Source organism: Bradyrhizobium sp. MI1.11 (genome assembly GCF_055811255.1).
This window is the reverse complement of sequence record NZ_JBVVPM010000004.1, coordinates 127,118-153,407: the sequence shown is the minus strand read 5'-3', so window position 1 is coordinate 153,407 and position 26,290 is coordinate 127,118. Positions and strand designations below refer to the sequence as shown.

The window sequence follows — 26,290 nt, the reverse complement described above, 5'->3', positions numbered from 1 at the left end:
TGCTGAAGCAGTTGCGCGACAAAACTCCTGTCTCGTGCCGCGGACGCTGCGCAACGCCAAGAACGTTGCGGCGCGTCCGCGACGCGAGAGCGCGTGAACTAAACCGGCTTTCCCGTATAGGGCATCGACGCCGTCAGTCCGCCGTCCACCGGGAAGGCCTGGCCATTGACATACGACGCCTCGTCGCTGGCCAGAAACAATCCCATCGCGGCGAGCTCGTGCGGCTGGCCGGGACGCTTGAGCGGATTGAGCTGGCCGATTTTGTCGGCGGTGCCGCGCTCCTTGGCGCGATCGAAGATCGGCTTGGTCATGCCGGTCTCGATCAGTCCGGGGCACACCGCGTTGATGCGCACACCGGTGCCGGTGAGCGAATAGGCGGTGGTCTGCACCAGGGAGATGACGCCGGCCTTGCTCGCGGCATAGGGATGTCCGCTGGCGCCGGCCTTGAGGCCCGCGACGGACGCGGTCAGCACGATCGCGCCGGACTGCTGCTTTACCATATGCGGCATCGCATGCTTCACCGCGAGAAACGGCCCGATCAGATTGATGCGCAAGACCTCCTGCCATTGCTCGACGGTCTGCTCGCCGAGCGGGACGAGTCCGCCGGAGACGCCGGCATTGGCCCAGATCACGTCGAGCCGGCCGTGCGTCTTCACCGCCTTGTCGATCACGGCCATGACGTCCTGTTCGGAACCTGCATCCGCGATCATCGCTTCCGCGACACCGCCGGCCATCTTCACCTCGTCGACGGTCTCCTTCACCGCCTCGGTGCGATCGACCGCGATCAGCTTGGCGCCTTCTCTGGTGAACAGCAGCGCGGCCGCGCGGCCGATGCCGCTGCCGGCACCGGTGATGATGACGGATTTGCCTTGCAGACGGCCCATGCGGTTTCTCCCTTTGGTTCGCACGCGACGCTTGCCGCGCGACGGAATTTCAAACAAGATTTCAAACGGTAAAGTGTCTTGAGACACGTTCGCTACTGACGTACAGCGACATCAAACGGGATGGAAGGGTTTCGATGGCAGGTGCAGACAAGCCCAAAGTGGTGACGACACGCTGGTGGTGGGTCCGTCACGCGCCCGTGCGCAATGACGGCGGCAACATCTACGGTCAGTCTGATCTCGCCTGCGACACCAGCGATACCTACGTCTTCAATGCTGTTGCCAAGGTGCTGCCACGCAAGGCGGTCTGGTATTCGAGCAATCTGATGCGCACGCATCAGACCGCCGAAGCCATCTGGGCGGCCGGCTTCCCGAGGCCTGCGGCGATGACATGGGAAGCGGACCTCGCCGAACAAAATCTCGGGCGATGGCAGGGCATGAATCGCGCCGAGTTCATCGCCAGCCGTCCCGTTGGATCGAGCTGGTTTGCCGACATCAACGAGCCCGCGCCCGGCGGTGAGAGCTTCATGGATCTCTACAACCGGGCCCGCCGCGTCATCGATCGGATCAATCTCGAGGCAGCCGGGCAGGACGTGATCGCCGTCGCACATGGCGGCACCATCAAGGCGGCGTTGGGGCTGGCGCTCGACAATCAGCCCGAGCGGGGACTCGCATTCGATATCGACAATTGCTCGGTGACGCGGCTCGACTATTTCGCAAGCCCTGAACGCAGTGTCTGGCGGCTGCCGATGGTGAACCAGCAGCCGTGGATCGCGGACGACGCGCACGCAGCGATGCATCAACCCGCGGGACCGGAAGTCAAGAAGCTCGCCTGACTGAGCAGTCATTCCGGGTTCGGCTTCGCCGCCCCGGAATGACAATGAACATGAAGATCAATCTGGGAGAGAAACATGACCTTGTTCGACATGAAGGGGAAAGTCGCCGTCATCACCGGCTCGACGCGCGGCATCGGGCTTGCGATCGCCGAGCGTATGGCCGAGCACGGCGCCAAGGTGGTGATCTCCTCGCGCAAGGCCGACGTCTGCGACCAGGTCGCGAAGGGCATCAACGACAAGTTCGGCAAGGGCACGGGAGTGGCGATCGCCGCCAACATCTCGTCGAAGGAAAACCTGCAAAACCTCATCGACGAGAGCAACCGCGCCTTCGGCAAGATCGACGTGCTGGTCTGCAACGCCGCGTCGAACCCGTATTACGGCCCGCTCGCCGGCATCTCCGACGATCAGTTCAGGAAGATTCTGGACAACAACATCGTCGCCAACAACTGGCTGATCTCGATGGTGGTGCCGCAGATGATCGAGCGGAAAGATGGCTCGATCATCATCGTCTCCTCGATCGGCGGCCTGAAAGGCTCGACCATCCTCGGCGCCTACGCGATCTCGAAAGCCGCCGACATGCAGCTCGCGCGCAATTTGGCTTGCGAATACGGCCCGCACAACATCCGCGTGAACTGCATCGCGCCCGGCTTGATCAAGACCGATTTCGCGAAAGCGTTGTGGGACAATCCGGAGAATCTGAAAGCCTCGACCGCGCGTTCGCCGCTGCTGCGCATCGGCATCCCCGACGAGATCGCGGGCGCTGCGGTGTTCCTGGGCTCGAAGGCCGGCGACTTCATGACCGGCCAGACCATGGTGATCGACGGCGGCGCGACGATCAGCTGAGGCCCCAGTAGGTGTCATCGCGCGCGAAGGCGGGCGATCCAGCACTCCGCGGCCTGCGTTGGAGAGCTCGCTCTCACCACATCCGACACGGAGTACCGGATGCCCCGCCTTCGCGGGGCATGACAGAGAGTGTGGAGGTGCGACGCTGCGATCAGGCGAAGCCCTCAATCCACCGCCGCGTACACCAGATACCGCACCAGCGTCCGCGTAAAATCGCGCTGTCCCGGGCCTTGGCTCATGAACACGACGAACAGATCCTCCTTCGGATCGATCCAGAAGAACGTCCCCGCAATTCCGCTCCAGAAAAACTGGCCGACGCTGCCGGGGAAGGGCGCGATGCCGGCTTCGCGGCGCACCGCGAAGCCGAGGCCGAAGCCGTGGCCGGGCGACAGCAGAGTGCCGTTGGTCACGACGTGAGGCCCGAGATGATCGGAGGCCATCAGCTCCAGCGTCTTGCGGCCGATGATCCTGTTGCCGTCGAGCGTGCCACCATTGCGCAGCATCAGCGCGAAACGGGCATAGTCCATGGTGGTGGAGACGAGGCCGCCGCCGCCGGACTCCATGATTGGCTGCTCGAGCATGTTGAACAGCGCGACCTTGTCGCCGGTCCAGGGATCGGCCGCGAACGGCTCGGCGAGCCGGCCGACATTGGCCTCCGCTGTCGCAAAACCGGTCTCGGCCATCTGCAAGGGCGCGAGAATGCGCTCGGAGAGGTAGGTGCCGAGCGACTTGCCGCTGACGATTTCGATGATGCGACCGAGGATGTCGGTGGAGCGGCTGTAGTTGAACTCGTCGCCGGGATGGCAGACCAGCGGGAAGCTCGCCACCAGGGTGGCGTGCTCGGCATTGGTGATCTTGCGGCTGCGCACCCGCGACTCCTGGTAGATCTTGTGCACGGGGCCGTCGCCCTGGTGCTCGTAGGTCAGGCCAGAGGTGTGGCGGAGAAGATCCTGCACCGACATCGGGCGTTTCGGCGGAACCAGTTCCAGCTTGCCGCCGCTGACCATGCCGACCTTTTGATCGGCGAACTCCGGAATGAATTTCGCGACGGGGTCGGCAAGAATCAGGTGGCCGTCCTCGACCAGCGTCATGATGCCGACCGACACGATCGGCTTGGTCATCGAGAATATGCGGAAGATCGAATCATGCGCCATCGGCGCCGAGCCCGTCGGGCTCTGCCGGCCGAGCGCCTCGAACCAGCCGACCTGGCCGTGCCGTGCCACCAGCACGGTGACGCCCGGCACGGTTCCATTGTCGATCTCGCGCTTGAAGGCGTCCGACATGGCCTGGAGGCGGGTGCGCGACAGCCCCAGCGTCTCAGGGCGGGATTCCGGCAGAGGCGGGGTCTTCGGCGAGGTCGAGGGGCGGTGGGCGGCTGTCGGGGACGCTTGGGCGGTCGCAAAGGCTTGGGCAGTCATGGGCACTCCCAGTTACTTATTATTGTTCGGAGCGGACTGTGGCCCAGAAGGCGCGGCACAAACAAGCGAGGCCAGCGCGCTTCACCCTTGCAATCCGGCCGCCCCCTGTGCTTCAAAGCGGCCTGATCCGGGCGGCAACGCAGGGTCCGTAGGAGTGTAGCTCAATTGGTAGAGCACCGGTCTCCAAAACCGGGGGTCGCAGGTTCGAGCCCTGCCACTCCTGCCAGATATTTCAATGGCTTAAGCGGTTGTTTGCCTCGAACAGACGCTGAACTGGACCCAAGCTGGACCCAAGCGGCTTAGGACCCAAGAATTCCGGCAGAGATGGCGTTGATGACTGTCGCGACCGAGGTGTCGGCCGTCTGCTTGCGCTTGCGCTTCGCATAGTTCCTGAGGAGGACCGCCGGCTCGTCGCCGATGCGCTCGGCCACGGTGTGCACCGGCATGCCCTTGTCCAGGAGCAGGGTAGCGTGTGTGCCGCGCAGGTGGTGAAACTCGAACCCGACGAAGCCGAGCGCGTCTGCACCGCGGCGAAACGACTTCGAGAACGCACTTGGATCCCGTGGCTTGGCGAAGTCGAAGCTCTCGCCGGGGCCCGGCGCACCCGGGAAGATCAGAGCGTCATCCGGCAGCCGGACGAGGCTCAGGTCGACGACGGCGCCGTCAGGGATGCCCGCCAACACGCGCTGGTGCTTCTCCCGCTCCGCCGTAAGCAGCGCGGCCGTTCCATCGTCCAGGGGGATCGTGCGCTTGCCCCGCCATGTCTTGGGCACCTTATACCGAACCCCGAACTTCTTGGTCACCTCCAGCGCACGCTCGACCCTGAGCGTCTTCGCCTGGGCGTCAAAGTCCGTCCAACGAAAGGCGAGCAATTCGTTGCGCCGGACACCCGTAGAGGCGTCGACCGCGATCGGGACATACATCGTCGCCGACGGCTTGAAGCCGCTCACCAGCGATTTGAGGATCTCCTCCAGACCGTTCGCTTGTCGCTTCGTGAGATTGCGAAGTACGGAAAGCGGGGGGCACAATGAAGCGCCGGCGCAGGATCCACCGAAAGCGAGACCGGCAGCGGCTGATGACGCACCGTCGGCGGTTGAAGCGGTAACCTGACGTCAATGGGTACCGCTTTACGATGTACCATCGCGGATTGGTGACGAGTACCGCGGTACGCATGGGCATTGAGAACCCGTCGGCTACCGGAGCCGGCGGGTTTTTCTGTTCGGAATGAGTTAGCGCCGCACTCACTTGCTACCTGTGCCGGGGCAACGCCCTTGTCTCTCGTTGGAGGCGGCCGGTTCGTTCGGATGCCTACAGGAAAGACTCGCCGATCCATTTGCTCTGGAATACGTTGCTCGAGCTACGCGCATTTCGCGTGGCGAATTTTGAACAACGTATATTGGGAGCAGCAAATGTCGATTATGAGAGCTTTTGCCCTGTTCGTAATTCTTGCATTCGGAGGCGCCGTGATCGCCGCCGGGTTCATGACATCGCCGGCATCGGCTAACAAAATGGATGGTAAGCCTGGGGGCTATGGCTCTCGTACCACAGCGAATTATGGTACCCCGAAGAGCGGCACAGCGAAACCGCCAACCGCGACGAAGAAGCCTCCGCAGTAAGCCGTACGGCCCGCCGGTTCGCTGGCGGGCCTCTCTCCCAGGGCGAACTAGTGCTATAATGTGAGGATCGATTCTTCGGCAATCGGTTGGATGAGTCAATGCGCATCCATGTCCTTATGTGGGCAGGTTCGTTGACCCTCTGCGGTCTCCTCATCTCAGCTTGCGCGCATTCAACTGATTCCAACTCGCCGTCAGCTATTCGCGCTGGGGCACCATGGGCGCGAGACCTCAACGAGCCGCCGCCAAGTAGAGAACCCGCTGGTGCGGCAATGCCGCAGATAAAGGCCGATCTAGATGCTGCGCGTGTGAAAGCTTCTCGCTAGCTAAAATGCCAGCGTAAGTGGCCGGCCGGTTCACCTGGCGGCCCCGCTGTTCTCCGGGCGAGAACAGATCGTGATAATAATAAACCTTCGTTTGTTCCCACCGCGTGTATTTATAAGCGGAACACCCAGAAGCCGCCTCAGTTGGCGGCATGGTCAGATCAACGCCAATTTGCGTCAATCGACTGGCTGGTCGAGCGGATATTTCCTGGCCAAGCGATCAAGAGGCTTGTGTGCCTCAGTATCAGTGAGCTCGCGGACTGCGAGGGCTCGATCCTCTGATCGTTTGCGGTAAATTTCGCTGTGGTCTCGCCAGATCTCAGCAGTCGGACCGCGCAAACCGCGAAGCCACACTTAAGTAAGCCATCGTTCAACTCGACTTCAGCTAAACAGGAACGTCCCTACTTGCCGGCCTAGCGCTATTCGTTGCGCTCTATCTTCCTGGGTAGTGCAATTTAAACTCGCCCAAGTTCGCGCTCGAATACTGCTGTTGCTCGCAGTTTTCCAGAATGACGGACAATCGCAAGTCCTTGTAACCCTCATCGAAGAACACGGAATACGTTGGGCGTGGCTTGTCGGGCAACGGGTTCGCCTCTCGCAGGCAGACAAAGTAATCTCCTGGCCCGTGGTCAGCCTTCCGTAGGGCTGAGACCTCAAGCGGCATAGCTAGCTTTGCTGCTTTGGCGGCAATCTGAACGCCCTTTTCTATCGTTTCTTGGTTGGGTGCTTGCACCGGCTGTAACTCTGGCACGGGCCCCGACGTATCGGCCCAAATTGAAGAGCAGGCAGTCAGGAGCAAGCATAACAAAGGGCTGTAACGCATTAACAATCGAACCCGCGGTGGAAGTTGTCGCAAGATATAGGATCAGTCACCGAGCACGGCTAGTCACATGCGGACTACCAAATTGCCGATCCGTTTGACCTAGTAAAGCGCGAGCTACTTCGTGCTGGGTGTGGGAAAGCGCGGTCGGGTCCACGATTAAATCAAGAAGAAGGAAAGATGCGTCGCGCTAATCTTTGACGTGTTTTAGATCGGGCACCATGCTCGGCGATGCGGGCCATAAACTGCCTTGCCAAGACAATGGACGGATCCGCTTTCGCACTCGAAGCATAGGCTGCTCGATCAATAGCGCCGAAAGTGTACCCATCAGGAGCGTGACCATGAAAGCGAAAAGGCCCTTGCTCCAGAAGCTTAAAGGCAGGTCTGACGTTAGGTGTTGTATTGGAAGAGCATAGAGATAGACGCCATACGAGATATCGAGCTTGGGCGCAGTCCACCGGGGCAGCGGGATAGTGTTTAGTACGACACAGACCGGTGCGATCGCCACGAGTGCAAAGGTTTCTTTATGGCCACACCACAGGAGCAACACCGCGATCGACGTAAAGCAGGCAACTGCAATCGTCTTCGTTAGGCAACGTTCTAACAGAGCAACGCCGACCCCACCGGCGAAAAGAATTGCGCATGTCAGGCCCCGCTCGCCGAGCCAGATCGGCAATAGCTCGCTCCAAATGCCGGAGATTGCAAAGCCGCCAAGAACAACAAAAACGGCGCCTCCAATGGCGCGGGCATCGAACCGGCAAACTAATGCAACGATGGCCAAACAGACATAGAGCTTTGCCTCCTGGGGAAGCGTCCAGAGCGGTGTTAGCACCTCAGTTGTGCCTAGGCTCGACTCGAAAACTCCCGGAAGCTTGTAATCCAACCCGAAGAAGAGAATCGAGTCCCGCCATAAGAACGAAAATGGCGTGTTTCGACCATTGAATCCCAAACCTGGCGGAGCAAAGTAATCGCTTAACGGGAGGGTTGTGACGACAGCACCCATCAGGACGCACAAAGAGACGCAAACGATCAGAGCAGGAAAAATTCGAAACGCGCGACTGATGAGGAATTGCGCCGACGAACGCGATCGGACCACGCTTAGAGAATTCAAATAACCGCTAATCGCAAAGAAGGCGAAGACTGCAAATCCACCCAGCGAGCCAACCCACGGCACGGCGGGCTCAGGGAACCCTGTAATTTGATACTGGTGCGACCAAAACACAAGGGAAGCGGCGACGAGCCGCATCAGATCGAAATTCCCGGCCCGCGGATTCATTGCCGCAACTTATTCGAACGAAAAAAGCAGCGCAATGTACTGCATTGGCCGACACTGTCTGTGTGGCCCGGGCCATGGGCGGACTCCTAGACTTGACGGCGACCACCCGTGGGATCCTGAGCCGCCGCATGGGGCGAGATCAGCGCATCATCGACAAGCTACGGGCATTCGAGCGGCTTTGCATTGAGCTGGCGGCCGACGCGACCATGCCGGAGGAGCCGGCAGGCTCGAGATGGCAGCGAACTATCGCGCCGAGGCTGGCCGCTGCTGGACCCAATCCCGGACCCCAAAGGCGAAAGTACAGGACAGAACTGAACGGATAGGGTGGATCAGGGGGCGAGGAGAGCCGCTTGATTTCATTACGCAAACGAATTTGGCGGCACCGGATGATACGATGCCGCCCGTACTCCAAAACCGGGGGTCGCAGGTTCGAGCCCTGCCACTCCTGCCAGCGAAATCAAACGCTTAGCTAGGATGTGGCGATCAGCGATCGGCTGGATATTGCTAGATGGCGTGAGCCCTAGGCGATGACCTGCCGTTTCCAGATCGCCTCCGCAAGGGCGATATCGGCCACAGACTCTGCGCCGGAAGCCAGCGGCGTCCTCCGTTCCACGATATCGGCGACGAATGCATCGGCTTGACGCCGAAACGCCCAGCTCGTGTCGCGCCGCAATTGCGTGCGTTGTCCTTGCTGATCGAGGATGACCTCCGCCTCCTGCTCGGCAAAAGGCGGGGGCAATTCGATGGTCAGCGCGCCCCGCTCGAACGCGATGCTCAGCCCCTCGCGCCAGACGCCTTCGGATCCGTTCGCGAGTTGCAGCGCGCAGGCGACGCCGTCGAAGTCGAGCGTCACGGTCGCCGCGCCCGAGCTCTCGATGGTGCTTTCCGCGACTGTCGGTGACGATCCGAGCATGTAACGCGCGAGGTTGATGATATGGCTGAACACATTCAAAAAATTGTCGTAGCCGGGTAGCATCACGCCCGGCATCCAGTCTGGGCCGTCCTGCCAGAGCTCGAGCCCGTCCGGCCGCACTTCGCCGGTCATGACGAAATTGTCCTGCGACCGGCCAGTGCTGCCGCCGAAGCACCAGCCTCGCGCGCCGACAATGCGTCCAAGCGACTGATCCGTTCGCAGGCGCGCCAACTCGGCCAGCGCGCGCGCCACGCCGGCGTCGTGACGCTTCATGTAGCCGATGCTGTAGACGAGGTTGTGCCGCCGCGCCGCCTCGGCCAGCGCAACGGCCTGAGCCGCGGTGTAGGCCATCGGCTTTTCCGACAGCACATGGCGGCCGCTGTTCAACGCATCCAGCACGATCGGGCCGGTGGCGCGACGCTTCGTAACGACGACGACGGCCGACACCTCGCTATCCGCCAGCAATTCCCGGTGCGTGCCGTAGACCCGCGCGATGTCGAATTTCTGCGCCGCTGCGGCGGCGAGATCAGGCCGGAGATCCGCGATCGCGACAACGCGGCAGGCGGGGTTCGCGGCGAAATTGGCGAGGTGGCACATCTGGCCGACCATGCCCGTTCCGATGATGCCAATGCCCGGCCTCACCTAGGACCCTCGAAGCGTTTCCGGAGAACGAGGAAATGCGCCGGCTGTCCCCAGGTGTTGATGAACGCCCGGTCTGACTGGGTGAGGGCGGTGACTGTGGACGCATCCCGTCGCCCGATCGCGTCAAAGATGCGATGGAAGCTGTCGAGGGTCGCGATGATGGCGTCGATGTCGGACGCATCGTCGGCAAGAATGTCCGTCGCCGGTATCGTCTCGCGCAGTGACGCGAGGTTCGCGATCACACGGGGCAGGCTGGCGCCGAAGGGATCGTCGATCATCGCATCGACATCGAGAACCAGTGTCTCGATCGAAGCCGAGATCGCCTCGACCGCTTCGGTCTTGCCGGCCAGATAGAGCTTCCGTCCGCCGAGAAAGCTCAGACGGCTGCGACCGAGGTAACGCGTCGCGCGGCGCAGCTTCTCGTCGTCGGAGAGGACCTTCTTGTGCCAGTAGACGTCCAGGCTGTCGCGATAGACGGGCCACCCCGAACAGATATCGAACCCCTGCTCGTGCGCCGCCGTGCACAAGGCCCCCGCGTCGAGGAAGTAGCGGTGCCGGACGAAAGGGTTCTCGAGCACGTCCATCAGCCAGGATTCGAAGCTGCGCGTGTGCGGAATGCTGTTCCATTTCGCGTCGAACAGCAGCTTCGCCGTCTCGAGCCCGGGACGGCCCGTCAGTGCCTTGCCGGCCGCATGAATCGCCTTGAGCGCGAGCTCGAAGAAGCCGCCGTAGCGCTCGTAGTAGGAAACGACGGCGTAACCGTCCGGATTGAGCAGCCGGTGAAAGATGCCGAGCCAATTTTCAGTCGGCTGCACCGTGTAGATGAATCCTTCGGCATCGATAATGTCGAAACGACGATCGCTACGAAATCCTTCGACGTCGAACGACACGAGTTCGCGGAGACGTTGGGCTTGGCTGAAATGCGCGAAGTAAGCCTGGATTTTTGCGTGCGCATGCCGGTTCGGCTCGGCGAGCGTCATGTTCGCGCCCCAGCTCGCAAACACGAGCGCGTTCTCGCCGGAATCAGGGCCGAATTCGAGCATGTCGGCGTCGCGGAACAACCGCGGCGGCAGCACCAGCTTGTCCGAAAACAACTCGCGCCGCAGGCCGGCATAGGCTTCGAGTTCGGCGGCGGATTTGAAATTCCCGAACGTCGGTAGGACGTCCTGACGTTCGTAATAGTTGAAGAGCTTGTCCTCAGCCATGCCGCGACCCTGCGGCCGCCTCGAGACGATCGAGCTCGCTCCAGATGTCGGAGGGCGCGAAGATCGAAACGATGTGGAGCGGACGCTTCACGTTTTCACGCAGCCGGCTGCCGACCTTGTCTTCGTTCTCCTGGTTCACGGCCAGAAGACAGACGAGCGGCTCCGACTTGCCGGCGAGGTCCTCCGGCGGGCGGATCGGAATGCCGGTGCCGGGCAGGAACAAGCCCTGGCGCTCCTTCTGGTCGTCGACCGAGAGGTCGACAAGATCCGCAAATTCATGGGCATTGGTGAAGGTGCAGGCGCGGCAGCCGGCGCCGTAGATGGCAATCTCGGCGCCGTCGGCGCGGGCCTTGGCGAGGATCGGGCGAAGACGCGCGCCGTACTCCCTGGCGCGCCGACCGAATTTCTCGCCGACGCCGGCCGGCGCGGCCGGCGTCGTCACGTCGCGCGTCGCGCGTCGCGCTGCAATCGCGAGGCTGCCGCCGCTGAAATTGTACTTCTTCACCGACACCGCCTCGAAGCCGTGGCGCGCCAGCAGCGACAGCAGCGTCGGCTCGGTGAAATAGCTGACGTGCTCCTCCCACAGGACGGAGAGGTCGCCCGCCGTCGAGCCGGGCGCGAAATCAGGCACATCGATGAACAGCAGCCCGTCGTCGCGTAGCGCGATTTTCACGCAGTCGAAAAAGTTCTCGAAATCGACGATGTGCTCCAGCACCTGGCGCGACACGACGAGGTCGAACTTGCCGGCCTCGGCAACCGCGTCGTGAGACAGCGCCGGGCTGATCATGTCGGCATAGACCTTGACGCCACGCTCGCGGGCGATCTTGCCGGACACCGGGTTGGGCTCGACGCCCACCAAAACCTTCGCGCCGCGTTCGCGAAGCCTGTCCATGAACAGGCCGTCGTTGCATCCGATCTCGAACACGGATTGGTGGCTCGAGAATTTGGCGATGGTGTCGAGTTCGTCGACCTGGTGCGGCTCCGGCTTCCAGCTGCTGAAATTGTAGTTGAACTGCCGATACAGAATGTCGGGATCGATCGGCTTCACGATCTGGGGCAGGCCGCACTCGCCGCAGGCGAACACCTCGAACGGATATCGTTCGTCCTGTTCGTCGCGGCTGTGCCGAAGCCGATGCGCAATCGGCATCTGTCCGAGGTCGATGACCGGGCGCAAATTGGTCGAATGGCAGAGGCGGCAATGATTAGTCATCGGTAGCAACCTCTGCTGGAATGGCTCGTGAAGTATGGCGATGGGCCAGATGCTTCGCGGCGAGCGCACCGGTCCTAGTGACATAGTCCTGCACTTCCGCGGCATCGCCGCCATCCGGAGCCCAGTCGGGAAACGCCGTGCGGGAGGGATCGAACGGACCGGCGGTGGTTTCGTGAAACACCAGCCACTCCGAGGTGATCAGGATCGAGTGAAGCACCTGCTCGGGCATCCGGTAGTAGCAGAGCGCGCCCCGACCGTACGGCGCCATCTCTAGCACGTCGCGAATGTGGCCGTCGTCCTCGAAGATCACGACCTGCGCGGTACCCTCGATCAAATGAAACGACTCAGGTTTGCCAAAATGCTTGTGAGGCCGCACATAGGCCTCGCGATGATGCACGATCAGCATCTCGTGCAGGCCGGACGAGGGATCGGGATGCATGCACAGCCGGCTGCGCAGACGCGGATTGCCTGCGGCGATGCGCTTCAGTTCCGCGATCGTGGCGTCGTCCGCCGTGACGATGGCGTCGTCCGAATAATACACTTCAAGATTTTGCGCTCGCAGCGAGGCCGGCCGGCGCAGGCCCGTTGCTTCATTCGAAGAAGATGAACCCATGGTCGCCCCGGTAGCCGCATTTGTCGTAGATCCAGGCCCAGGTTTTCGGACCATGGAAACTCAGGCAGGTGAGCTGCCAGTAGAGCAGGTTCGCCTTCTCGCGCTCGTCGCGGAACGATTCCACCATCAGATATTTCGAGGTGCCGCGTCCAACGCGCTCGATCTCCGACACGGCGCGGAAGACGTCCTCGAGCGGAAGATTGTGGAGCACGCCGAGCGACACCACGAGATCGAAGCTGTGGTCGGGGTAGGGGAGCTCGACGGCGCTGCCGACCTTCAATTGCGGTCGCACCTCTTCCTTGGCATTGGCGATGCCATAGTCGGAGATGTCGATGCCGGCGATGGTGAGGCCAGGGACGAGTTGGGTGAATTCGTAGAGCAAATAGCCCTTGCCGCAGCCGACATCGAGCACGCTCATCCCGGGCTTGATGCCGTAGCGGTCGATCAGGGTCTGGGCGAGCGGCCGCCACCGTCCGTCGTAGCTATAACCGCCATAGCCATAGCGGCGGTCGCCGTCCCAGTAGTCGCGTCCCCATTGCCGCGCGACAGTGGCAGATTCCGCCTTGTCGTGCTCGACGACCCGCTGAACGTAGTGCCGCTTGGTCGATGCGTGCATTGGCTGGAGCAGGTTGATCTCGGTCATTGTTTTCAACCGGTCCGCGGCATCGTCACAGGATGGTCGCGAATTTGTTGACGAGCAGGATGTCCTCGACGGCCTGAATGTTGTCGTGCGAGGACAGCGTGATCTCCTCGACGGCCGCGTGCAGGTCGCAGCCCTCGCTCAGCACGCGGTCATAGATCTCCCGCCGCCTTGCCTCGTCGGGCGGCAGCATGAAGATGCTGTAGAGAATCAAGCCGCGCAATCGAGGCAACTCGTCCAGGATGTCCTCGAGCACCATGTAGCTGCCGGGCATAGTGTGCTCGGCGGCGCTGAGCAGATAATGCAGGTTCTTCCGCCGCGCGTAGTCGCGGATCACGATGTTCTGGACGTGCTGCGGGGTGCGGCTGCCGTTCAGCGGCCGGGCGCCGATATAGCCGCGATGGCCGGCTCGCTCAGCCATGGAAGCCTCCCGGGAGCTTGTATTGCATGCCGACGCGGGTCGCCGGACGTAGCAGGATCGGTTCGAAGAATTCGCCGAATCGCTTGTCCGCATAGGGCGACATGATGCTCTTGAAGCGGCAGTTCATGCTCCAACGCGAGCCGGCTTCCTCGTTGACGCGATTGCCGTGCATCAGGGTCTGGTTGAACAGCATCACGTGACCGTAGGGAATCTCGATGAAGGTCGCGTGCGGCTTGATGGTCTGGTAGAGTTCCTCGGCGCTGCGCAGGCTGGCCATCCGGTCCTGCATGTCGCCGTTCAGGGATGGCGGCAGCAGATACATCGATTTGGTGCGGTGGACGTCGACCAGCGGTACCCACACCACGACCTCGAACGGCGAGTCGCCCGACCAGACGTCGGAATGGGTGGCGAGGAGCGACGAATCGTCTCCGGGCAGCTGGATGCTGAGATTGACGCGGCGCTGCATGCAGAGTTCGTTGCCGACGATGGTCTCGATCGTCGAGCGCGCCAGACGGAAATAGGTCGGCCGGAACCAGGGTTCTGCATTGAGGCCGTTGAAGACGTGCAGCCGCAGGCCGTTGAGATCATCGACGCTCACCCGCGTGTGGATGGTGTCGAGCATCGCGTAGGGGTCGTTGCCGTGTGGCAGCTTCAAAAAGTCCGCCGCGAGCTCGGCGGCGCGCCGCTGGATCCGGTCGAGCCCGGCGCGATCGTCGGCCGGCGTGGTGACGAAGCCGTCATCGATGAAACGTTGCGCCAATGCCTGCTCATCGGCCTCGAGGAAAGCCGTGTCCGTCATGCAAAGTACTCCCGGGCGGTCGCGCAAATATAGCTGATGTCCGAGGTCGAGAGGAACTGGTTGATGGGGAGCGTGAGGATCTGATCTGCCTGCCGCTCGGTCGCCGGGAACGCGCCGCGACCGTGGCCAAGATGCGCAGCCGCCTCCTGGAGGTGGATCGGTACCGGATAGTGGATCGCGGTCTCGATACCTTTGTCGGCAAGATATTTTTGGAAGCTATCGCGACGGTCCGTCTGCACGACGAAGGTGTGGAAGGTGTTGAACTCGATGTTGCGACAAACCGGGATGAACAGGGGAAGGCCGGCGAGCTCGGCGCGGTATTGCGCGGCGTTGCGACGCCGGCGTTCGATGACAGAGGGCAGGTGACGCAAGCGAATCCGGAGCACCTCGGCCTGGACCGTGTCGAGGCGTGACACGATGCCCCATTCCTGGACGTCACTGCGATTGATCAGGCCATGATTGCGCAGGCGGCGAATTCTCGCGGCAAGCTCGGCGTCGGCGGTGACGACGAAGCCGGCGTCGCCCGCGGCATTGAGGTTCTTCAGCGGGTGGGCGGAGAAGCAGCCGAACGTTCCGATGGTCCCGCTCATCCGCCCGTCATAGGTCGAGCCGACGGCCTGCGCGCTGTCCTCGATCACGGCGAGAGCGTGCTTGGCCGCGATCGCCATCAGCGGGTTCATGTCCGCCATGCGTCCGGTCAGGTGCACCGGCATGATCGCTTTGGTGCGCGAGGTGACGGCGGCCTCAACTGCGGCGGGATCGATATTCTGGTCCGGCAGCACATCCGCAAACACGGGCTTGGCGCCGACGGCAATGATGGCCGCGGTCGATGCCACGAACGAATTGGGTGGGGTAATCACCTCGTCCCCGGGACCAATGTTGAGCGCCCTCAAGGACAGGATCAGCGCATCGGTGCCGGAATTCAGCGTCACCACATGCGGCGAGCCGACATAAGTGGTGAGCTCCTCTTCGAACTTGGCAATGGCCGCGCCGCCGATGAAATCGCCGCGCCGGAATACGCCCTCGACTGCCTGCATGATCTCAACGCGCTCTTCCTCGAATTGGGCGGGAAGATTGACGTAACCGATGCGCCGGCGGCCGGTGTCAGCGTCCATGGCAGAACGCCCGAACGATCTCGATGACGCGGTCCTGCTGCGCCCGTGTCAGATGCTGGTCGACGGGGAAGCTGATGACTTCCCGGGCATGGCGGTCGGTGACCGGGAAGGTGCCTGGCGCGTAGCCGAGGTGTTTGAGGCCTTCCTGCTGATACAGCGGGATGGGATAGTGGATCTTCGCTTCGATGCCGTTGTCCAGGCAGTGTTTGTAGAGCTCGTCGCGGCGCTCGGCGAACACCATGTAGAGATGGTAGACGTGCTTCACGTTAGGCCGGCGCGGCGGAATGCGCAGGCCGGGCAGGCACGCGAGGCCTGCATCGTAATAGGCCGCGTTCTCGATTCGACGGCGCGTGATCTCGCTGGTCTGGCCGATCAGCCAGTTGCCGACGACCGCCTGGAGGGAATCGAGCCGCGAATTGCAGCCGAGAATCGCGATTTCGTCGCGATTCTTCATGCCGTGGTTGCGGATCAGGCGAAGCCGCTCGTTCATCCCGTCGTCGTTGGTGACGACGACGCCGGCATCGCCCCAGACGTTGAGGTTCTTCAGCGGATGCAGGGAGAAGCCGGCCGCGATACCGTGGGTGCCGGACCGCTTTCCCGCGAATTCCGACAGGATGCCCTGGCAGGAATCCTCGACCACGGGGATGTTGTGACGCTGGGCGATCGCCATCAGCCTGCCCATGTCGGTGACCTCGCCGGTCAATTGAACCGGCATGATCGCCTTGGTTTTCTCCGTGATCGCGGCTTCGACGTAGTCGACGTTCATGCAGAAGGAGTCTTCGCAGTCGGCCAGCACCGGGGTCGCGCCGGTCTCGGCGATGGCGCCGACGGTGGCGATGAAGGTGTTGGCGGCCGTGATGACCTCGTCCCCATGGCCGATGCCGAGCGCCTTGAGCGGCAGCTTGAGCGCATCGGTGCCCGATCCGACGCCGATGGCGTGACGCACGCCGATCAGCTCGGCAAAGCGCCGTTCGAATTCCGCGACCGGCTTGCCCAGAGTGAAGTCACCCGTCGCCACCAGTCGGCCGATCTCGGCCAGGATCGGTGCTGGATCGGAGAATTGCTCGAGCAGATAGGAATATCGAACGTCGTGCATGGGACCCGTCAGGTGGAATGAAGTTGCGGAGAGGAGGTGTATGAGGCGGGAAGCGCGCGCGCGATCGAGGTCGCAATGGCGTCGGCGGAAAGTCCGTGCTTCTTCAGCAGCGAGTCCTGCGATCCGTAATTGTGCATGAACCGGTCCGGCAACGACAACCGCAGCATCGCGGGCAGGCCAGAGCCGAGCTTGTCGATCAGCGTCTCCGCGACCGCGCTGCCCAGGCCGCCCGAGGGCACGTGCTCCTCCAGCGTCGCCACTAGCCTGATACCCCGGATCGCTTGCAGCAGCGCCTTGGTGTCGAGCGGCTTGACCGTGTGCATGTGCAGGATGCCGGCGCGAATGCCTTGCGCGGCCAGCAGGTCGGCCGCAGCGAGTGCCCGCTGGAGCATGATGCCTGTCGTGATCATGACGACGTCGCCTGGCGGCCGCATCAGGATGGCCTTACCGATCTCGAAGCCGTGCTCGGCCTTTGAGACTACGGCGTCGCCACCTTTGCCGAGCCGGATGTAGATCGGCCCGGTCCAGTCGAGCGTTTGCCCCAACAGCCGCGCCGCTTCGTCGGCGTCGCACGGGCAGACCACCGTCATGTTCGGCAGCGCCCGCATGATGGCGATATCCTCGATCGCCTGGTGGGTGGGGCCGAGCGGGGCGTAGACGAGCCCGCCGCCATTGGCGATCAACCGCACCGGCAGATTGTGCAGGCACAGATCGACCGCGACCTGCTCGTAGCAGCGGCGGGTCAGAAACGTGGCGATGGTGTTGACGTAGGGCACGAAGCCTTCCATCGCGAGACCGGCCGACATGCCGATGATGTGCGCTTCCGAAATGCCTTCGATCAGGTGGCGCTTGGGAAACTCCTTGCTCATCGCGCGCAAGGTACCTGCGCCGGGATCGGAGCCGATGTAGAGCACACGCTCGTCGCGCGCGGCGAGCTTGTGGACCATGTTCATCGCGGTGTTGCGCATGAGAAGCCGATCAAAAATCCCCGACGGCGACGCGGATGGCGTCGAGCTCGCTGTCGGTGAGCTTGTTCTTGTGATGCCAATCCGCGTTGGATTCCGCGGCCGGCAGACCCTTGCCCTTGACGGTATGGCAGATGATCGCTGTGGGTTTTCCCGGAACGGCCGGGACCTGCTTCAGGACAGTGCGCAGGGCGCCGACGTCGTGGCCGTTGAGCTCCTGCACGGCAAAGCCGAAGCTGCGCCATTTGTCCGCGAGCGGCTCCAGCGGCAGGACGTAATCGGTGGGCCCGTAGCTCTGCAGCTTGTTGTAGTCGATCAGCGCGACAAGATTGTCGAGCCCGTGCTTGGCCGCGCCCATGGCAGCTTCCCACACCGATCCCTCGTTGATCTCGCCGTCGCCGAGAAGGACGAAGGTACGGTAGGTCCGCTCGCGCATGCGCGCGGCGAGCGCCAGGCCGACACCGATCGACAGTCCGTGTCCGAGCGCGCCGGTCGAGGCCTCGACCCCCGGCACCATTCCGTATTCGGGATGTCCGCCCAAAATGCTGTCGGGGCCGCAGAAACCGTCCAGCTCCGACAGCGGAAAGAATCCGCGATCGGCCAAGAGCGCATAGAGTGCCAGACACCCGTGTCCCTTGCTGAGGATCGCGCGGTCGCGGGTCGGATCGCGCGGATTGCTCGGATCGATCCGCAGCACGTCGTCGTAGAGCACGCGGACCATCTCGATCAGCGACAATGCCGGACCGACATGTCCGCGTCCCGCAGAGCGGACAGAACCGAGCACCAGGCGGCGCAGATAGAGGCTGCGCTCATCCAGCGTGCAGGCGAGGGCGGCTTCAGCGTGGGGTGAGGTCCGGGTCACTTCGGTAAATCGGTTGGGCGAATCGTCTGGTGAAGTCGGCGGGCTTTGTCGAGCTGACCGGCGAGGCGGATCCTAACATCGCCACCTTGCGCAGGCATTGCGCGCCGGGAGCGGCTGTCCGGCAAATACGCGTTCAGGACAATCAGGCACCAGATTCCCTTGAACACAGGATATAGTACGTCAAGGCGGATCGCAAACGCGTCATCGCTCGCCTCGAAGGCGCGCGACAGCCGTTCGATCAAGCGATTCGCGCTCGCTTCCGGCAGGTCGCTGCCGGGGTGAATGGCGGTGTCGGACACGAGCTTGACCGGATCGTCCCAGCCAAAATATTCGAGGTCGATGAATCGCAAGCGCCCGTCTTCGGCGCGCAGCGCGTTGTGCAGTCCGAAGTCGGACGGACTCAGCGCGCGATGGGTGGGCGCAAGGTCCACCGAGGGATCCCGGCCCAGTTCCGCGTAGCGCCGGCGGAGCTGCCGAATCGCGACGGCAGTGCTGGGAACCAGGCTGCCTTCGATAAACGTGCGCAGGTCCGGATGATCATCCAATGCCCGCCTCAATGCGTCCAGGCGCTGCTCGTACTGGGCGATGGCCGCTTCTGGCGAAAAGATGCTGGCTGAGGCGTTGCGCAAATGCTGCGCGCCTTCGGCGTCGCGCAGCTTCTGCAGCCCGATGAGGAAATCGGCGAGTTGATCGGCATCGTCGCGCTGGGGGCGCAGCACCGCAGGTTCGCCGTCGAACCATTGGTACAGCGCGCAGAACGCATCCGCGTCCTTCGCGACCGGCCGTGGTGTTGACGTGATGCCGTGGCGCGCCAGGAACGAGAGTGCATCATACTCCTGTCCCAGGCGATCGCGTCCGTCGGACCGATAATGCTTGAGGGCGAGGGGCGGTCCCTCCGCCATCTCCAGCCGAAAAACCCTGTTGTTGCCGCCGGACCGTGCCGGCTGGGCGTCTGCGACACGCGCACCGGCCAGGCGGCTGCCGATTGCCATCGCATCCGGCGCGGTGATGTCGGTCTCGCTCATGCTGCAAACACCTCGCGGCGGATATCGGCCCATGTCGCGATCGGCTTGCAGTGTTCGGGGTGAGGAGGCTCCGACCGCGTGAACAGGATCGATCGCGTGGTTTTCGGAAAATGCGGTTGCTCGAAGACGTCGACCAGATCGTCGATGAAGACGTCCAGCTTCAGGCTCGCGAGCCTCTCGACCTTGGCGGCCAGTGTGTGCTCGAAATAGACGTCGTCGACGGCCAGCGCCGCATCCGAAGCGTCGATCAGGCCGGCTCCCCGCAGCCAGCCGCGCGCCGCGTCGCGCAGGTCGGTGCGGTCGGGGTCCTGATGACCGAATCGGGTCTTGTGGCTGACGATGCAGACCTTCGAGCCGGCCCGCTTGCACGCCACCAGGAATTCCCGCACGCCCGGATAGATTTCGGCGCCGCCAATTCCCTTGCCGTAGACGAAGCCTTGCAGTCCTTGCCAGGCGAGCTCGCCGCCCGCGCTGGACCGGAGATGATCCCGTAGGTCGGTCTTCAGCCCCTCCCACCCTTCCGGCACCAGCCCACGCTGAAGTGCGACGGCGGCAAAGACCTTGTCGTAGCAGATGATCGTGTTGTCGAAATCGATGCCGATCCGCACGCCGCTCACTTCAGGCTGATGTTCTGCATCATCTTGATGTTGAAGTACCGGGGGTCGTTAAGCGAGTTCGGCAGGTGGCCGGCCTTGAAAGCGTCAACGAGGCCGGACACGGCCTGCTCGATCGTATGGGACGGCGCAAAGCCGAGCTCGCGCCGGATCTTCTCCGAAGAGACGTGGTAGGAGCGGAGATCGTCGGTCGGCTCGACGACGACATCGACATTGCTGCCGACCACCGACTTGACGATGTCGGCGATCTTCATCAGCGAGTGGTTCTCGTAGCCGATATTGTAGGTCTTGCCGTCGATCTTTGCGTCATCCAGCTGGAGCAGGAACAGATAGGCGGCTGACATGTCCTGGATGTGCAAATTGGGCCGGCGCTGCGTTCCGCCGAACACGCGGATGCGGCCGGTGTTAACCGCGAGATTAGTCAGGATGTTGACGACGACGTCGAGCCGCTGTCGCGGTGCGTAGCCGCAGACGGTGGCGGGGCGAACCGTGCAGGCGACGAACCCGGACGCGGCCTCGTCGGCTAGGTCGGTCTCGCACATCGCCTTGAACTTCGAGTAGTCCGTGAGCGGCTCGCAGGACAGGTCCTCGGTCACCTCGGTTTCGTCCTTGATTCCGTAGACGCTGGACGAGGAGGCATAGATGAAGCGCTTGATGCCAGCCTTCTTTGCGGCGCGCACCATCGGCCGGAAGCAGTCGTAGTTGATGGACTTGCCGAGCCCCGGGTCCAGCTCGAACGACGGGTCGTTGGAGATGCAGGCGAGGTGGATTACGGCGTTGTTGCCGCGCAGGGCCTCGTTGATCGCGGCTTCGTCACGGATGTCACCCTTGATCAGGCGCAAATTGGGATTGTCGCGGACGGCATCGAACACGTCCTCGCCATACATGAACAGGTCGAGCACGGTGACCTTGTGGCCCGCAGCGAGCAACTGGGGAACCAGCACGCTACCGACATAGCCGGCACCACCGGTGACCATCACATTCCATTTTCGACCAATCACTGTCGTTCTCCAGTATCTGCCGTCGCGCTACTTCAACAGCGCGGTGACGAACTTGACCAGCGGCACCTTTTCGACCGAGCTGCGGTGGCCGACGATCCCGACCTTGATCGCGCCGGCTGCGTTCCCGATGAAGGCGACGTCCTCGATATTGCCGCCGGCGGCAACCAGCGGCGCGGTGATCGTTAGGAAGGCGTCGCCCGCGCCGACGGTATCGACGACGGTCTTGGTGAAGGCGGGGACGCGCGTGACGCCGGTTTTCGACGAGAAGGGGTAGCAGCCGAAGGAGCCGTGCGTGATGATCATGTTGTCGCAGTCGATCTTGCCGTGCAAGCTGGCCTCGATCACGGACGCGATGTCGCTGAACTTGTCGCTTGCAGCCAGACGCGCCTCCGGCGCGTCGATGCAGATGTAGTCGGCCCGCGGATACCTCGTGATCAGGTTGTAGCCGTGATTGCCGCTGTTGCTCTGGGCATTGACCGCCAGGAATCTGGAGTTGGCGATCAGGGTGTCGATCGTGCTCGACGCGATCATGCCGTGACCGAAATCGGTGGCGATCACCACGTCCGCGCCACGGACGCGCTCCGTCGTGATACGGTCGATCTCCTTCCGATCGGCCTCGTCGAGCGGCGTGTCGTCCATGGTGTAGACTTCGAAGAGCTTGTGCAGATATCCGAGCTCGACGTACCGCGATTTGCGGGTCGTCGGACGGCCCTGAAGGCGGATCGGCGTCAACGTGACGTTCGGGCGGACATGCGCCCGAATGAATTCCTCAGGGTAGTCGTTGCCACCAAGCGTCGTGACGACCTCCACCGACTTGCAGAAGCTCGCGACATGGTTCGCCGCGGCAATGACACCGCCCGCAAATTGCTCGCCGCTCTTGAACAGCGTGGCGACGATGTTTTCCTTCGAGGCCTTTCCGAGCGCCGTGACGTACTGGTATTCGTCGATGATGGTGTCGCCGACCAGCACGACGTGCATGTCCTGCACCTTGTCGATCAGCTTCAGCAGGCGATCGGCGCCGCCACCTTCACGGACTTTTTGCAGGTAGTCGCGGAGGGGAGGATCGTAGATGTCGAAATACCGGTTCACCAGCGACGAGGAGCTGAATGTCACGTCGCGCGTGAACACGATGCGCCCGCCGTGACGCTCGACGGCGTCGCGCTCGGTCCGGATCTTGCCGGTTACGTCGTCTTCGGGGTTTTCATAGTCGGACCCCTTCACATAGATGTCCGGCCGCACCGTATCCAGGATCGGCTCGGCGCTGGAAGTGTGATTGATGCCGACCCAATCGACGGTCGCGAGCGAGGCCAGCATCTCGGCCCGCATGTTTTCGGGGAAGATCGGCCGACCGGGTCCCTTGTTGACGTAACGGTCGGCGGTGATCGTGACCATGACGACGTCGCCGTCGTTGCGCGCCGCCTGGATGTGTCTGATATGGCCGAGATGCACGAGGTCGAAGACGCCATGGCAGAGTGCAACCTTCCGGCCCCGCGCTTGCGCGGAGCGCGCGATCTCGCCCAGTTCCTCGATTGTCTTGATCTTTTCGTGCTCCGCCAGTTGGTCGTTCAACGCGGGATTGTCGGTCGGAATATAGCCCATGTGAATTACCTAAAGCGCCGGCCGGCCTCAGCCGGGCGGCCCGGAATTGATCGATTCGCGGCAACGATACCCGGCGAACCTGTTCACTGGCTTGCCTTCTGCGGCGCGCCGGATGGCGCGTCGTTGTTGTCTGCGAGATATTTGAACCAGTCCTTCGTGGCGTCCGCGATCTTGTCCACTGTCCACAGGGGAGCGTCCTTGTACTGATCCATCGAATTCAGCATCGTCGCGACCCCGTCCTCAAATCTTACCTTCGGCGTCCATTTCAGGATCCGCTTGATCTTGGTGATGTCGGCATAGGTGCAATCGGGCTCGCCGGGACGCTTGGGAATGTGGACCTTGTCGCCGCCGAGAAGCTCAACCAGCCGGTTGACACTGTAGGTGTTGTCGGAGCCGACGTTGAAAATCTCGTTCGAGACCTCGGAGCGCGCGGCGGTCACGAAAGCATCGGCGACATCGCTGACGAAGGTGAAGTCGCGGGTCTGTTCGCCGTCGCCGACCACCGTGAAGGGCTTGCCGGCGAGCTTCTGCGCCATGAACACGCCGAACACGGCGCCGTAGGTGCCCGTGGTGCGATGGCGCAGCCCGTACACGTTGAACAGGCGCAGCGCGACCGCGGGCAGCTTGTAGACCTGGCACCAGTGCATGACGCACTGCTCGCCGAGATTCTTGGTGAGGGCATAAGGATACATCGGTCGGATCTCAGCGCTCTCCGGCGTCGGATAGACATCGGGAATTCCGTAGCAGGAGGACGACGCAGCATAAACGAAGCGGCTGACGCCGGCCTGCCGTGCAGCCTCGAGAACGTTGACCGTGCCGTCGACATTGGCGCGGTGATACGGGATCGGGGACTCGATCGAGGGGACGATGTCGGCCAGCGCGGCGAGATGAAACACCCAGTCGATGCCGTCGAAATGCGGCTTGATCGATTCGAGTTCGGTGACGTCGGCCCGCACGATCTTCAGTCGACCAGAATCGACACGCGAGGCCAGATTTTCGGGGCGTCCGATCACGAAATTGTCGAGCGCGACGACCTCATGGTCGTCGTCGAGGAGGCGGTCGACAAGGTGACTGCCGATGAAGCCCGCGCCACCGGTAACGATGCATTTCATAGGAACATCCGTGATGCGAATGCCCAGCGAAACAGGCCCGCCAATGTTGAGTGAAGGTGGAAACCGAATCGGCTGTTGGTCGACTTCGATGGTAATATAGCTTTGCAATCGCTGGTGATAGCCGGTATCAGGGGCGCCATGTTGCCGTCGAGCTGCCAACCCATGCCTGTGGAGCCCATCAATCCCGATCACAAGGCCTTCCTCGACGATTATGTGGGGCGCCTCCATCGCGCGACGGCGGTTGACGACGGGGTTTTCGCCAGGATTTCCGCCACCCGCACGGCTTGGTTGCGCGCGCGCGAGCAGGGCGGCCGAGTCATCTTCATCGGCAATGGAGGCTCGGCCGGCATCGCCTCCCATCTCGCGATCGATCTGGCGAAGAACGCATCGGTGCCCGCACTCTGCTTCAGCGATGCCAGCATGATGTCGTGTCTTGCCAATGATTACGGTTTCGAGGACTGGCTTGCGCATGCTGTGCGGCTGAGCGCCCGCGCCGGCGATTGCCTCGTCGCGATCAGCTCGTCGGGACGCTCGAAGAATATTCTCAATGCGGTCGCGCAGGCGCGGGCGATGAAGCTCGATGTGATCACGCTGTCGGGCATGAACGCCGAGAATCCGCTGCGCAATCTCGGCGACGTCAATTATTACGTCGACAGCCGCAGCTACAACATCGTCGAGACCACGCATCAGTTCTGGATGATGGCCGCGATCGACCTCATCATCGGTGGCGCGGAATATCCGGCGTCCTGAGGCGGTGCCGTCGATCTGATCACCACGGGGTGAGATTGCCTCACCCGCTCGCATGTCTCCGTTTTACGGTCCTACGATGAAAAACCTGTTTTACGTGCGCCATACCTGCCGCCTCTGTCATTCGGACAAGCAAGAGCTTGTCGTCCCGATGGCGGGCATGCCCATCGGCACCCCGAACTTCCAGGTGCCGGATGCAAGCGCCGACGATTTTGTCTTTCGCGCCGCGGTGCCGATGGCGCTGCACCTGTGCGCAGACTGCGGCCACCTGCAGATTCTCCACGTCGGCAATCCGGAGATCCAGTACCGCAACTACGTCTATACCACCTCGCTCTCGCTTGGCCTGCGGGAGCACTTCGCAGGCTATGCCAACGACGTCGTCAGCCGGTTCGCCGTCGCGCCGGGCTCGCTGGTCGTCGAGCTCGGCAGCAACGACGGATCGCTGCTCGGTTTCTTCAGGGAGCGCGGCATGCGGGTGCTGGGTGTCGATCCCGCCGTCGACATCGCGCGGCGTGCGACGGAAGCAGGAATCGAGACCATCGGCGATTTCTTCACCGATGCCATCGGTCGCCGCATCCTGCAAAGCCACGGCGCGGCCAGCGTCGTGATCGCCAACAACATGATCGCAAATGTCGACAATCTCGACCCGCTGGTGATCGGGGTTCGCGACGTGCTTGCGCCGGACGGGCTGTTCGTTTTCGAAACGCAGTATGGCCTCGACGTCACCGAGAAGAACCTTCTCGACACCGTCTATCACGAGCATCTGTCGTATTTTAACATCAAGCCGCTGACGCGCTTCTTCGCGCGGCTTGGCATGGAATTGATCGACGTCCAGCACATCGAGACCAAGGGCGGCTCGATCCGGGTGACGGTGCAGCGTGCCGGCGGCGCGAAGAAGCCGTCCGCTGAGGTCGCGCGCTTCATCGCCGAGGAAGATCGGCTCGGCGTCGACCAGCCGGGCTACTATGTGCCCTACGCGAAGAGGATCGCCGCCATCCGCGACGAGTTGGTCGCGATGGCCGATGCCGCCCATGCGCGCGGCCAACTCGTGGCCGGCTACGGCGTCTCGGTCGGGACCACGACGCTGCTGCCGCAGTTCGGCCTGGAGAACAAGATCGACTTCCTGGTGGACGACGATCCCAAGAAGGGGAACGTGATGGCCGGTCCGGGATACGATATCCCGATCCTGCCGCCCGCCGCCCTTTACGAGCGCAAGCCGGCGTTCGTCGTCGTCTTCGCCTGGCGCTATGTGGATCCGATCCGGGCCAAGCATGCCGGCTATTTCGCCGAGGGCGGAAAGTTCGTTGTGCCGTTGCCGGGCATTTCGACGATCGACCGGGCCGACTGACCTTGAGAGTCGTCAAAAGGGACGGCAGGTGAGGGGGCCCGGTGGTCTCGTCCTGCCAGGAACCGGCTGCGCCCCTTGGGACGGCGGATTGCAGGCGGCAGATAAGCCCTTGATCGGCCTGATCTCTGGTCGGTCGCCTGTGGAGGTCGTTTTGCTCGCGCCAGCCCTCCCTGTCTTGACCTTTGGCCCTATCCGCAGTAGATACCGCGCACTCGCAGCCGGCCCGTTAGACGCGGATCTCCGGCGCGGCTTTGAAATCCCCGAACAATCGAGCCCGGATTCCGGCTCATCCTTCGAGACAGAGGGCTGGGCCAACGGCGGCTGTTCGGATCCCTGAAATTCATTCGCGTCTG

At 62.6% G+C, this 26,290-nt stretch carries 24 protein-coding genes and 1 tRNA gene; 5 read left to right on the top strand and 20 right to left on the bottom strand.

What is annotated here, in order from left to right:
- Positions 1 to 98: 98 nt before the first annotated feature.
- Positions 99 to 884: an SDR family NAD(P)-dependent oxidoreductase gene (locus AC0L30_RS05885; protein ID WP_007602934.1), complete on the bottom strand. Its 786-nt coding sequence runs from the start codon at positions 882 to 884 to the stop codon at positions 99 to 101.
- Between the two features lie 134 nt (positions 885 to 1,018).
- On the opposite strand from AC0L30_RS05885, the gene AC0L30_RS05880 reads away from it, so the two are divergent.
- The gene (locus tag AC0L30_RS05880; RefSeq protein ID WP_007602935.1) at positions 1,019 to 1,717 is read left to right on the top strand and encodes a histidine phosphatase family protein; all 699 of its coding nucleotides are present in this window, start codon (positions 1,019 to 1,021) and stop codon (positions 1,715 to 1,717) included.
- Positions 1,718 to 1,792: 75 nt separating this feature from the next.
- Positions 1,793 to 2,560, top strand: coding sequence for an SDR family NAD(P)-dependent oxidoreductase (locus AC0L30_RS05875; RefSeq protein ID WP_007602936.1), 768 nt, complete (start codon positions 1,793 to 1,795; stop codon positions 2,558 to 2,560).
- 164 nt (positions 2,561 to 2,724) lie between these two features.
- Here the strand turns inward: AC0L30_RS05875 and AC0L30_RS05870 are convergent, their stop codons facing one another.
- Positions 2,725 to 3,978, bottom strand: a complete 1,254-nt coding sequence (locus AC0L30_RS05870) for a serine hydrolase domain-containing protein (protein WP_473403974.1) — start codon at positions 3,976 to 3,978, stop codon at positions 2,725 to 2,727.
- 150 nt (positions 3,979 to 4,128) lie between these two features.
- Here AC0L30_RS05870 and AC0L30_RS05865 point away from each other — a divergent pair.
- Positions 4,129 to 4,204 (top strand) — tRNA-Trp (locus AC0L30_RS05865).
- Between the two features lie 73 nt (positions 4,205 to 4,277).
- On the opposite strand, the gene AC0L30_RS05860 is transcribed toward AC0L30_RS05865, so the two are convergent.
- The 18 genes from AC0L30_RS05860 to AC0L30_RS05775 all read right to left on the bottom strand — a co-directional run bounded on the left by AC0L30_RS05860 (position 4,278) and on the right by AC0L30_RS05775 (position 23,842).
- A complete protein-coding gene (locus AC0L30_RS05860; protein WP_473403973.1) occupies positions 4,278 to 5,006 on the bottom strand; it encodes a site-specific integrase in 729 nt (242 codons plus the stop codon).
- A gap of 1,918 nt (positions 5,007 to 6,924) precedes the next feature.
- Positions 6,925 to 7,980 (bottom strand): acyltransferase family protein, encoded by a 1,056-nt coding sequence (locus AC0L30_RS05855; protein WP_354212979.1) that lies wholly within the window; start codon positions 7,978 to 7,980, stop codon positions 6,925 to 6,927.
- Positions 7,981 to 8,530: 550 nt separating this feature from the next.
- The gene (locus AC0L30_RS05850) at positions 8,531 to 9,565 is read right to left on the bottom strand and encodes a Gfo/Idh/MocA family protein (RefSeq protein ID WP_219684105.1); all 1,035 of its coding nucleotides are present in this window, start codon (positions 9,563 to 9,565) and stop codon (positions 8,531 to 8,533) included.
- Positions 9,562 to 10,770 carry a class I SAM-dependent methyltransferase gene (locus AC0L30_RS05845; RefSeq protein WP_473403972.1) on the bottom strand — a complete coding sequence of 403 codons (1,209 nt, stop codon included), beginning with the start codon at positions 10,768 to 10,770 and terminating at the stop codon, positions 9,562 to 9,564. Before AC0L30_RS05845 ends, AC0L30_RS05850 begins: the two co-directional genes overlap by 4 nt.
- On the bottom strand, positions 10,763 to 11,980 hold the full coding sequence (locus AC0L30_RS05840; protein ID WP_473403971.1) for a class I SAM-dependent methyltransferase: 1,218 nt from the start codon (positions 11,978 to 11,980) through the stop codon (positions 10,763 to 10,765). The genes AC0L30_RS05845 and AC0L30_RS05840 overlap by 8 nt, the downstream gene beginning before the upstream one ends.
- Positions 11,973 to 12,593, bottom strand: coding sequence for a WbuC family cupin fold metalloprotein (locus tag AC0L30_RS05835; RefSeq protein ID WP_007602946.1), 621 nt, complete (start codon positions 12,591 to 12,593; stop codon positions 11,973 to 11,975). Before AC0L30_RS05835 ends, AC0L30_RS05840 begins: the two co-directional genes overlap by 8 nt.
- Positions 12,571 to 13,236 carry a class I SAM-dependent methyltransferase gene (locus AC0L30_RS05830; RefSeq protein ID WP_007602947.1) on the bottom strand — a complete coding sequence of 222 codons (666 nt, stop codon included), beginning with the start codon at positions 13,234 to 13,236 and terminating at the stop codon, positions 12,571 to 12,573. Before AC0L30_RS05830 ends, AC0L30_RS05835 begins: the two co-directional genes overlap by 23 nt.
- Before the next feature lie 25 nt (positions 13,237 to 13,261).
- Positions 13,262 to 13,654 carry an LIC12192 family sporadic carbohydrate cluster protein gene (locus AC0L30_RS05825; RefSeq protein ID WP_473403970.1) on the bottom strand — a complete coding sequence of 131 codons (393 nt, stop codon included), beginning with the start codon at positions 13,652 to 13,654 and terminating at the stop codon, positions 13,262 to 13,264.
- Positions 13,647 to 14,453, bottom strand: a complete 807-nt coding sequence (locus AC0L30_RS05820) for a sporadic carbohydrate cluster 2OG-Fe(II) oxygenase (RefSeq protein ID WP_007602949.1) — start codon at positions 14,451 to 14,453, stop codon at positions 13,647 to 13,649. The genes AC0L30_RS05825 and AC0L30_RS05820 overlap by 8 nt, the downstream gene beginning before the upstream one ends.
- Positions 14,450 to 15,568, bottom strand: a complete 1,119-nt coding sequence (locus AC0L30_RS05815; protein ID WP_473403969.1) for a DegT/DnrJ/EryC1/StrS family aminotransferase — start codon at positions 15,566 to 15,568, stop codon at positions 14,450 to 14,452. The genes AC0L30_RS05820 and AC0L30_RS05815 overlap by 4 nt, the downstream gene beginning before the upstream one ends.
- Positions 15,558 to 16,664, bottom strand: coding sequence for a DegT/DnrJ/EryC1/StrS family aminotransferase (locus tag AC0L30_RS05810; RefSeq protein ID WP_473403968.1), 1,107 nt, complete (start codon positions 16,662 to 16,664; stop codon positions 15,558 to 15,560). The genes AC0L30_RS05815 and AC0L30_RS05810 overlap by 11 nt, the downstream gene beginning before the upstream one ends.
- A gap of 8 nt (positions 16,665 to 16,672) precedes the next feature.
- Positions 16,673 to 17,632: a transketolase family protein gene (locus tag AC0L30_RS05805; protein ID WP_473403967.1), complete on the bottom strand. Its 960-nt coding sequence runs from the start codon at positions 17,630 to 17,632 to the stop codon at positions 16,673 to 16,675.
- Between the two features lie 10 nt (positions 17,633 to 17,642).
- The gene (locus AC0L30_RS05800) at positions 17,643 to 18,491 is read right to left on the bottom strand and encodes a transketolase (protein WP_473403966.1); all 849 of its coding nucleotides are present in this window, start codon (positions 18,489 to 18,491) and stop codon (positions 17,643 to 17,645) included.
- Positions 18,488 to 19,516, bottom strand: coding sequence for a phosphotransferase (locus AC0L30_RS05795; protein ID WP_473403965.1), 1,029 nt, complete (start codon positions 19,514 to 19,516; stop codon positions 18,488 to 18,490). Before AC0L30_RS05795 ends, AC0L30_RS05800 begins: the two co-directional genes overlap by 4 nt.
- Entirely contained in the window at positions 19,513 to 20,124 is a 612-nt protein-coding gene (locus AC0L30_RS05790) for an HAD family hydrolase (RefSeq protein WP_473403964.1), read from the bottom strand. The genes AC0L30_RS05795 and AC0L30_RS05790 overlap by 4 nt, the downstream gene beginning before the upstream one ends.
- Before the next feature lie 5 nt (positions 20,125 to 20,129).
- Positions 20,130 to 21,131 carry an NAD-dependent epimerase/dehydratase family protein gene (locus tag AC0L30_RS05785; RefSeq protein ID WP_473403963.1) on the bottom strand — a complete coding sequence of 334 codons (1,002 nt, stop codon included), beginning with the start codon at positions 21,129 to 21,131 and terminating at the stop codon, positions 20,130 to 20,132.
- A gap of 27 nt (positions 21,132 to 21,158) precedes the next feature.
- On the bottom strand, positions 21,159 to 22,730 hold the full coding sequence (locus AC0L30_RS05780) for a PfkB family carbohydrate kinase (protein ID WP_473403962.1): 1,572 nt from the start codon (positions 22,728 to 22,730) through the stop codon (positions 21,159 to 21,161).
- 83 nt (positions 22,731 to 22,813) lie between these two features.
- Entirely contained in the window at positions 22,814 to 23,842 is a 1,029-nt protein-coding gene (locus AC0L30_RS05775; protein WP_473403961.1) for an SDR family oxidoreductase, read from the bottom strand.
- Between the two features lie 162 nt (positions 23,843 to 24,004).
- Between AC0L30_RS05775 and AC0L30_RS05770 the strand changes: the two genes are divergently transcribed.
- Positions 24,005 to 24,592 carry an SIS domain-containing protein gene (locus AC0L30_RS05770; RefSeq protein ID WP_354158606.1) on the top strand — a complete coding sequence of 196 codons (588 nt, stop codon included), beginning with the start codon at positions 24,005 to 24,007 and terminating at the stop codon, positions 24,590 to 24,592.
- Between the two features lie 52 nt (positions 24,593 to 24,644).
- Positions 24,645 to 25,937 (top strand): methyltransferase domain-containing protein, encoded by a 1,293-nt coding sequence (locus AC0L30_RS05765; RefSeq protein ID WP_473403960.1) that lies wholly within the window; start codon positions 24,645 to 24,647, stop codon positions 25,935 to 25,937.
- Positions 25,938 to 26,290: the final 353 nt, after the last annotated feature.

Excerpts from the sequence above, each read along its gene's own strand:
- AC0L30_RS05885 (WP_007602934.1), bottom strand. The coding sequence starts at position 884 with ATGGGCCGTCTGCAAGGCAAATCCGTCATCATCACCGGTGCCGGCAGC.
- AC0L30_RS05880 (WP_007602935.1), top strand. The coding sequence starts at position 1,019 with ATGGCAGGTGCAGACAAGCCCAAAGTGGTGACGACACGCTGGTGGTGG.
- AC0L30_RS05875 (WP_007602936.1), top strand. The coding sequence starts at position 1,793 with ATGACCTTGTTCGACATGAAGGGGAAAGTCGCCGTCATCACCGGCTCG.
- AC0L30_RS05870 (WP_473403974.1), bottom strand. The coding sequence starts at position 3,978 with ATGACTGCCCAAGCCTTTGCGACCGCCCAAGCGTCCCCGACAGCCGCC.
- AC0L30_RS05855 (WP_354212979.1), bottom strand. The coding sequence starts at position 7,980 with ATGCGGCTCGTCGCCGCTTCCCTTGTGTTTTGGTCGCACCAGTATCAA.
- AC0L30_RS05845 (WP_473403972.1), bottom strand. The coding sequence starts at position 10,770 with ATGGCTGAGGACAAGCTCTTCAACTATTACGAACGTCAGGACGTCCTA.
- AC0L30_RS05840 (WP_473403971.1), bottom strand. The coding sequence starts at position 11,980 with ATGACTAATCATTGCCGCCTCTGCCATTCGACCAATTTGCGCCCGGTC.
- AC0L30_RS05835 (WP_007602946.1), bottom strand. The coding sequence starts at position 12,593 with ATGGGTTCATCTTCTTCGAATGAAGCAACGGGCCTGCGCCGGCCGGCC.
- AC0L30_RS05830 (WP_007602947.1), bottom strand. The coding sequence starts at position 13,236 with ATGACCGAGATCAACCTGCTCCAGCCAATGCACGCATCGACCAAGCGG.
- AC0L30_RS05825 (WP_473403970.1), bottom strand. The coding sequence starts at position 13,654 with ATGGCTGAGCGAGCCGGCCATCGCGGCTATATCGGCGCCCGGCCGCTG.
- AC0L30_RS05820 (WP_007602949.1), bottom strand. The coding sequence starts at position 14,453 with ATGACGGACACGGCTTTCCTCGAGGCCGATGAGCAGGCATTGGCGCAA.
- AC0L30_RS05815 (WP_473403969.1), bottom strand. The coding sequence starts at position 15,568 with ATGGACGCTGACACCGGCCGCCGGCGCATCGGTTACGTCAATCTTCCC.
- AC0L30_RS05810 (WP_473403968.1), bottom strand. The coding sequence starts at position 16,664 with ATGCACGACGTTCGATATTCCTATCTGCTCGAGCAATTCTCCGATCCA.
- AC0L30_RS05805 (WP_473403967.1), bottom strand. The coding sequence starts at position 17,632 with ATGCGCAACACCGCGATGAACATGGTCCACAAGCTCGCCGCGCGCGAC.
- AC0L30_RS05795 (WP_473403965.1), bottom strand. The coding sequence starts at position 19,516 with ATGAGCGAGACCGACATCACCGCGCCGGATGCGATGGCAATCGGCAGC.
- AC0L30_RS05780 (WP_473403962.1), bottom strand. The coding sequence starts at position 22,730 with ATGGGCTATATTCCGACCGACAATCCCGCGTTGAACGACCAACTGGCG.
- AC0L30_RS05775 (WP_473403961.1), bottom strand. The coding sequence starts at position 23,842 with ATGAAATGCATCGTTACCGGTGGCGCGGGCTTCATCGGCAGTCACCTT.
- AC0L30_RS05770 (WP_354158606.1), top strand. The coding sequence starts at position 24,005 with ATGCCTGTGGAGCCCATCAATCCCGATCACAAGGCCTTCCTCGACGAT.
- AC0L30_RS05765 (WP_473403960.1), top strand. The coding sequence starts at position 24,645 with ATGTCTCCGTTTTACGGTCCTACGATGAAAAACCTGTTTTACGTGCGC.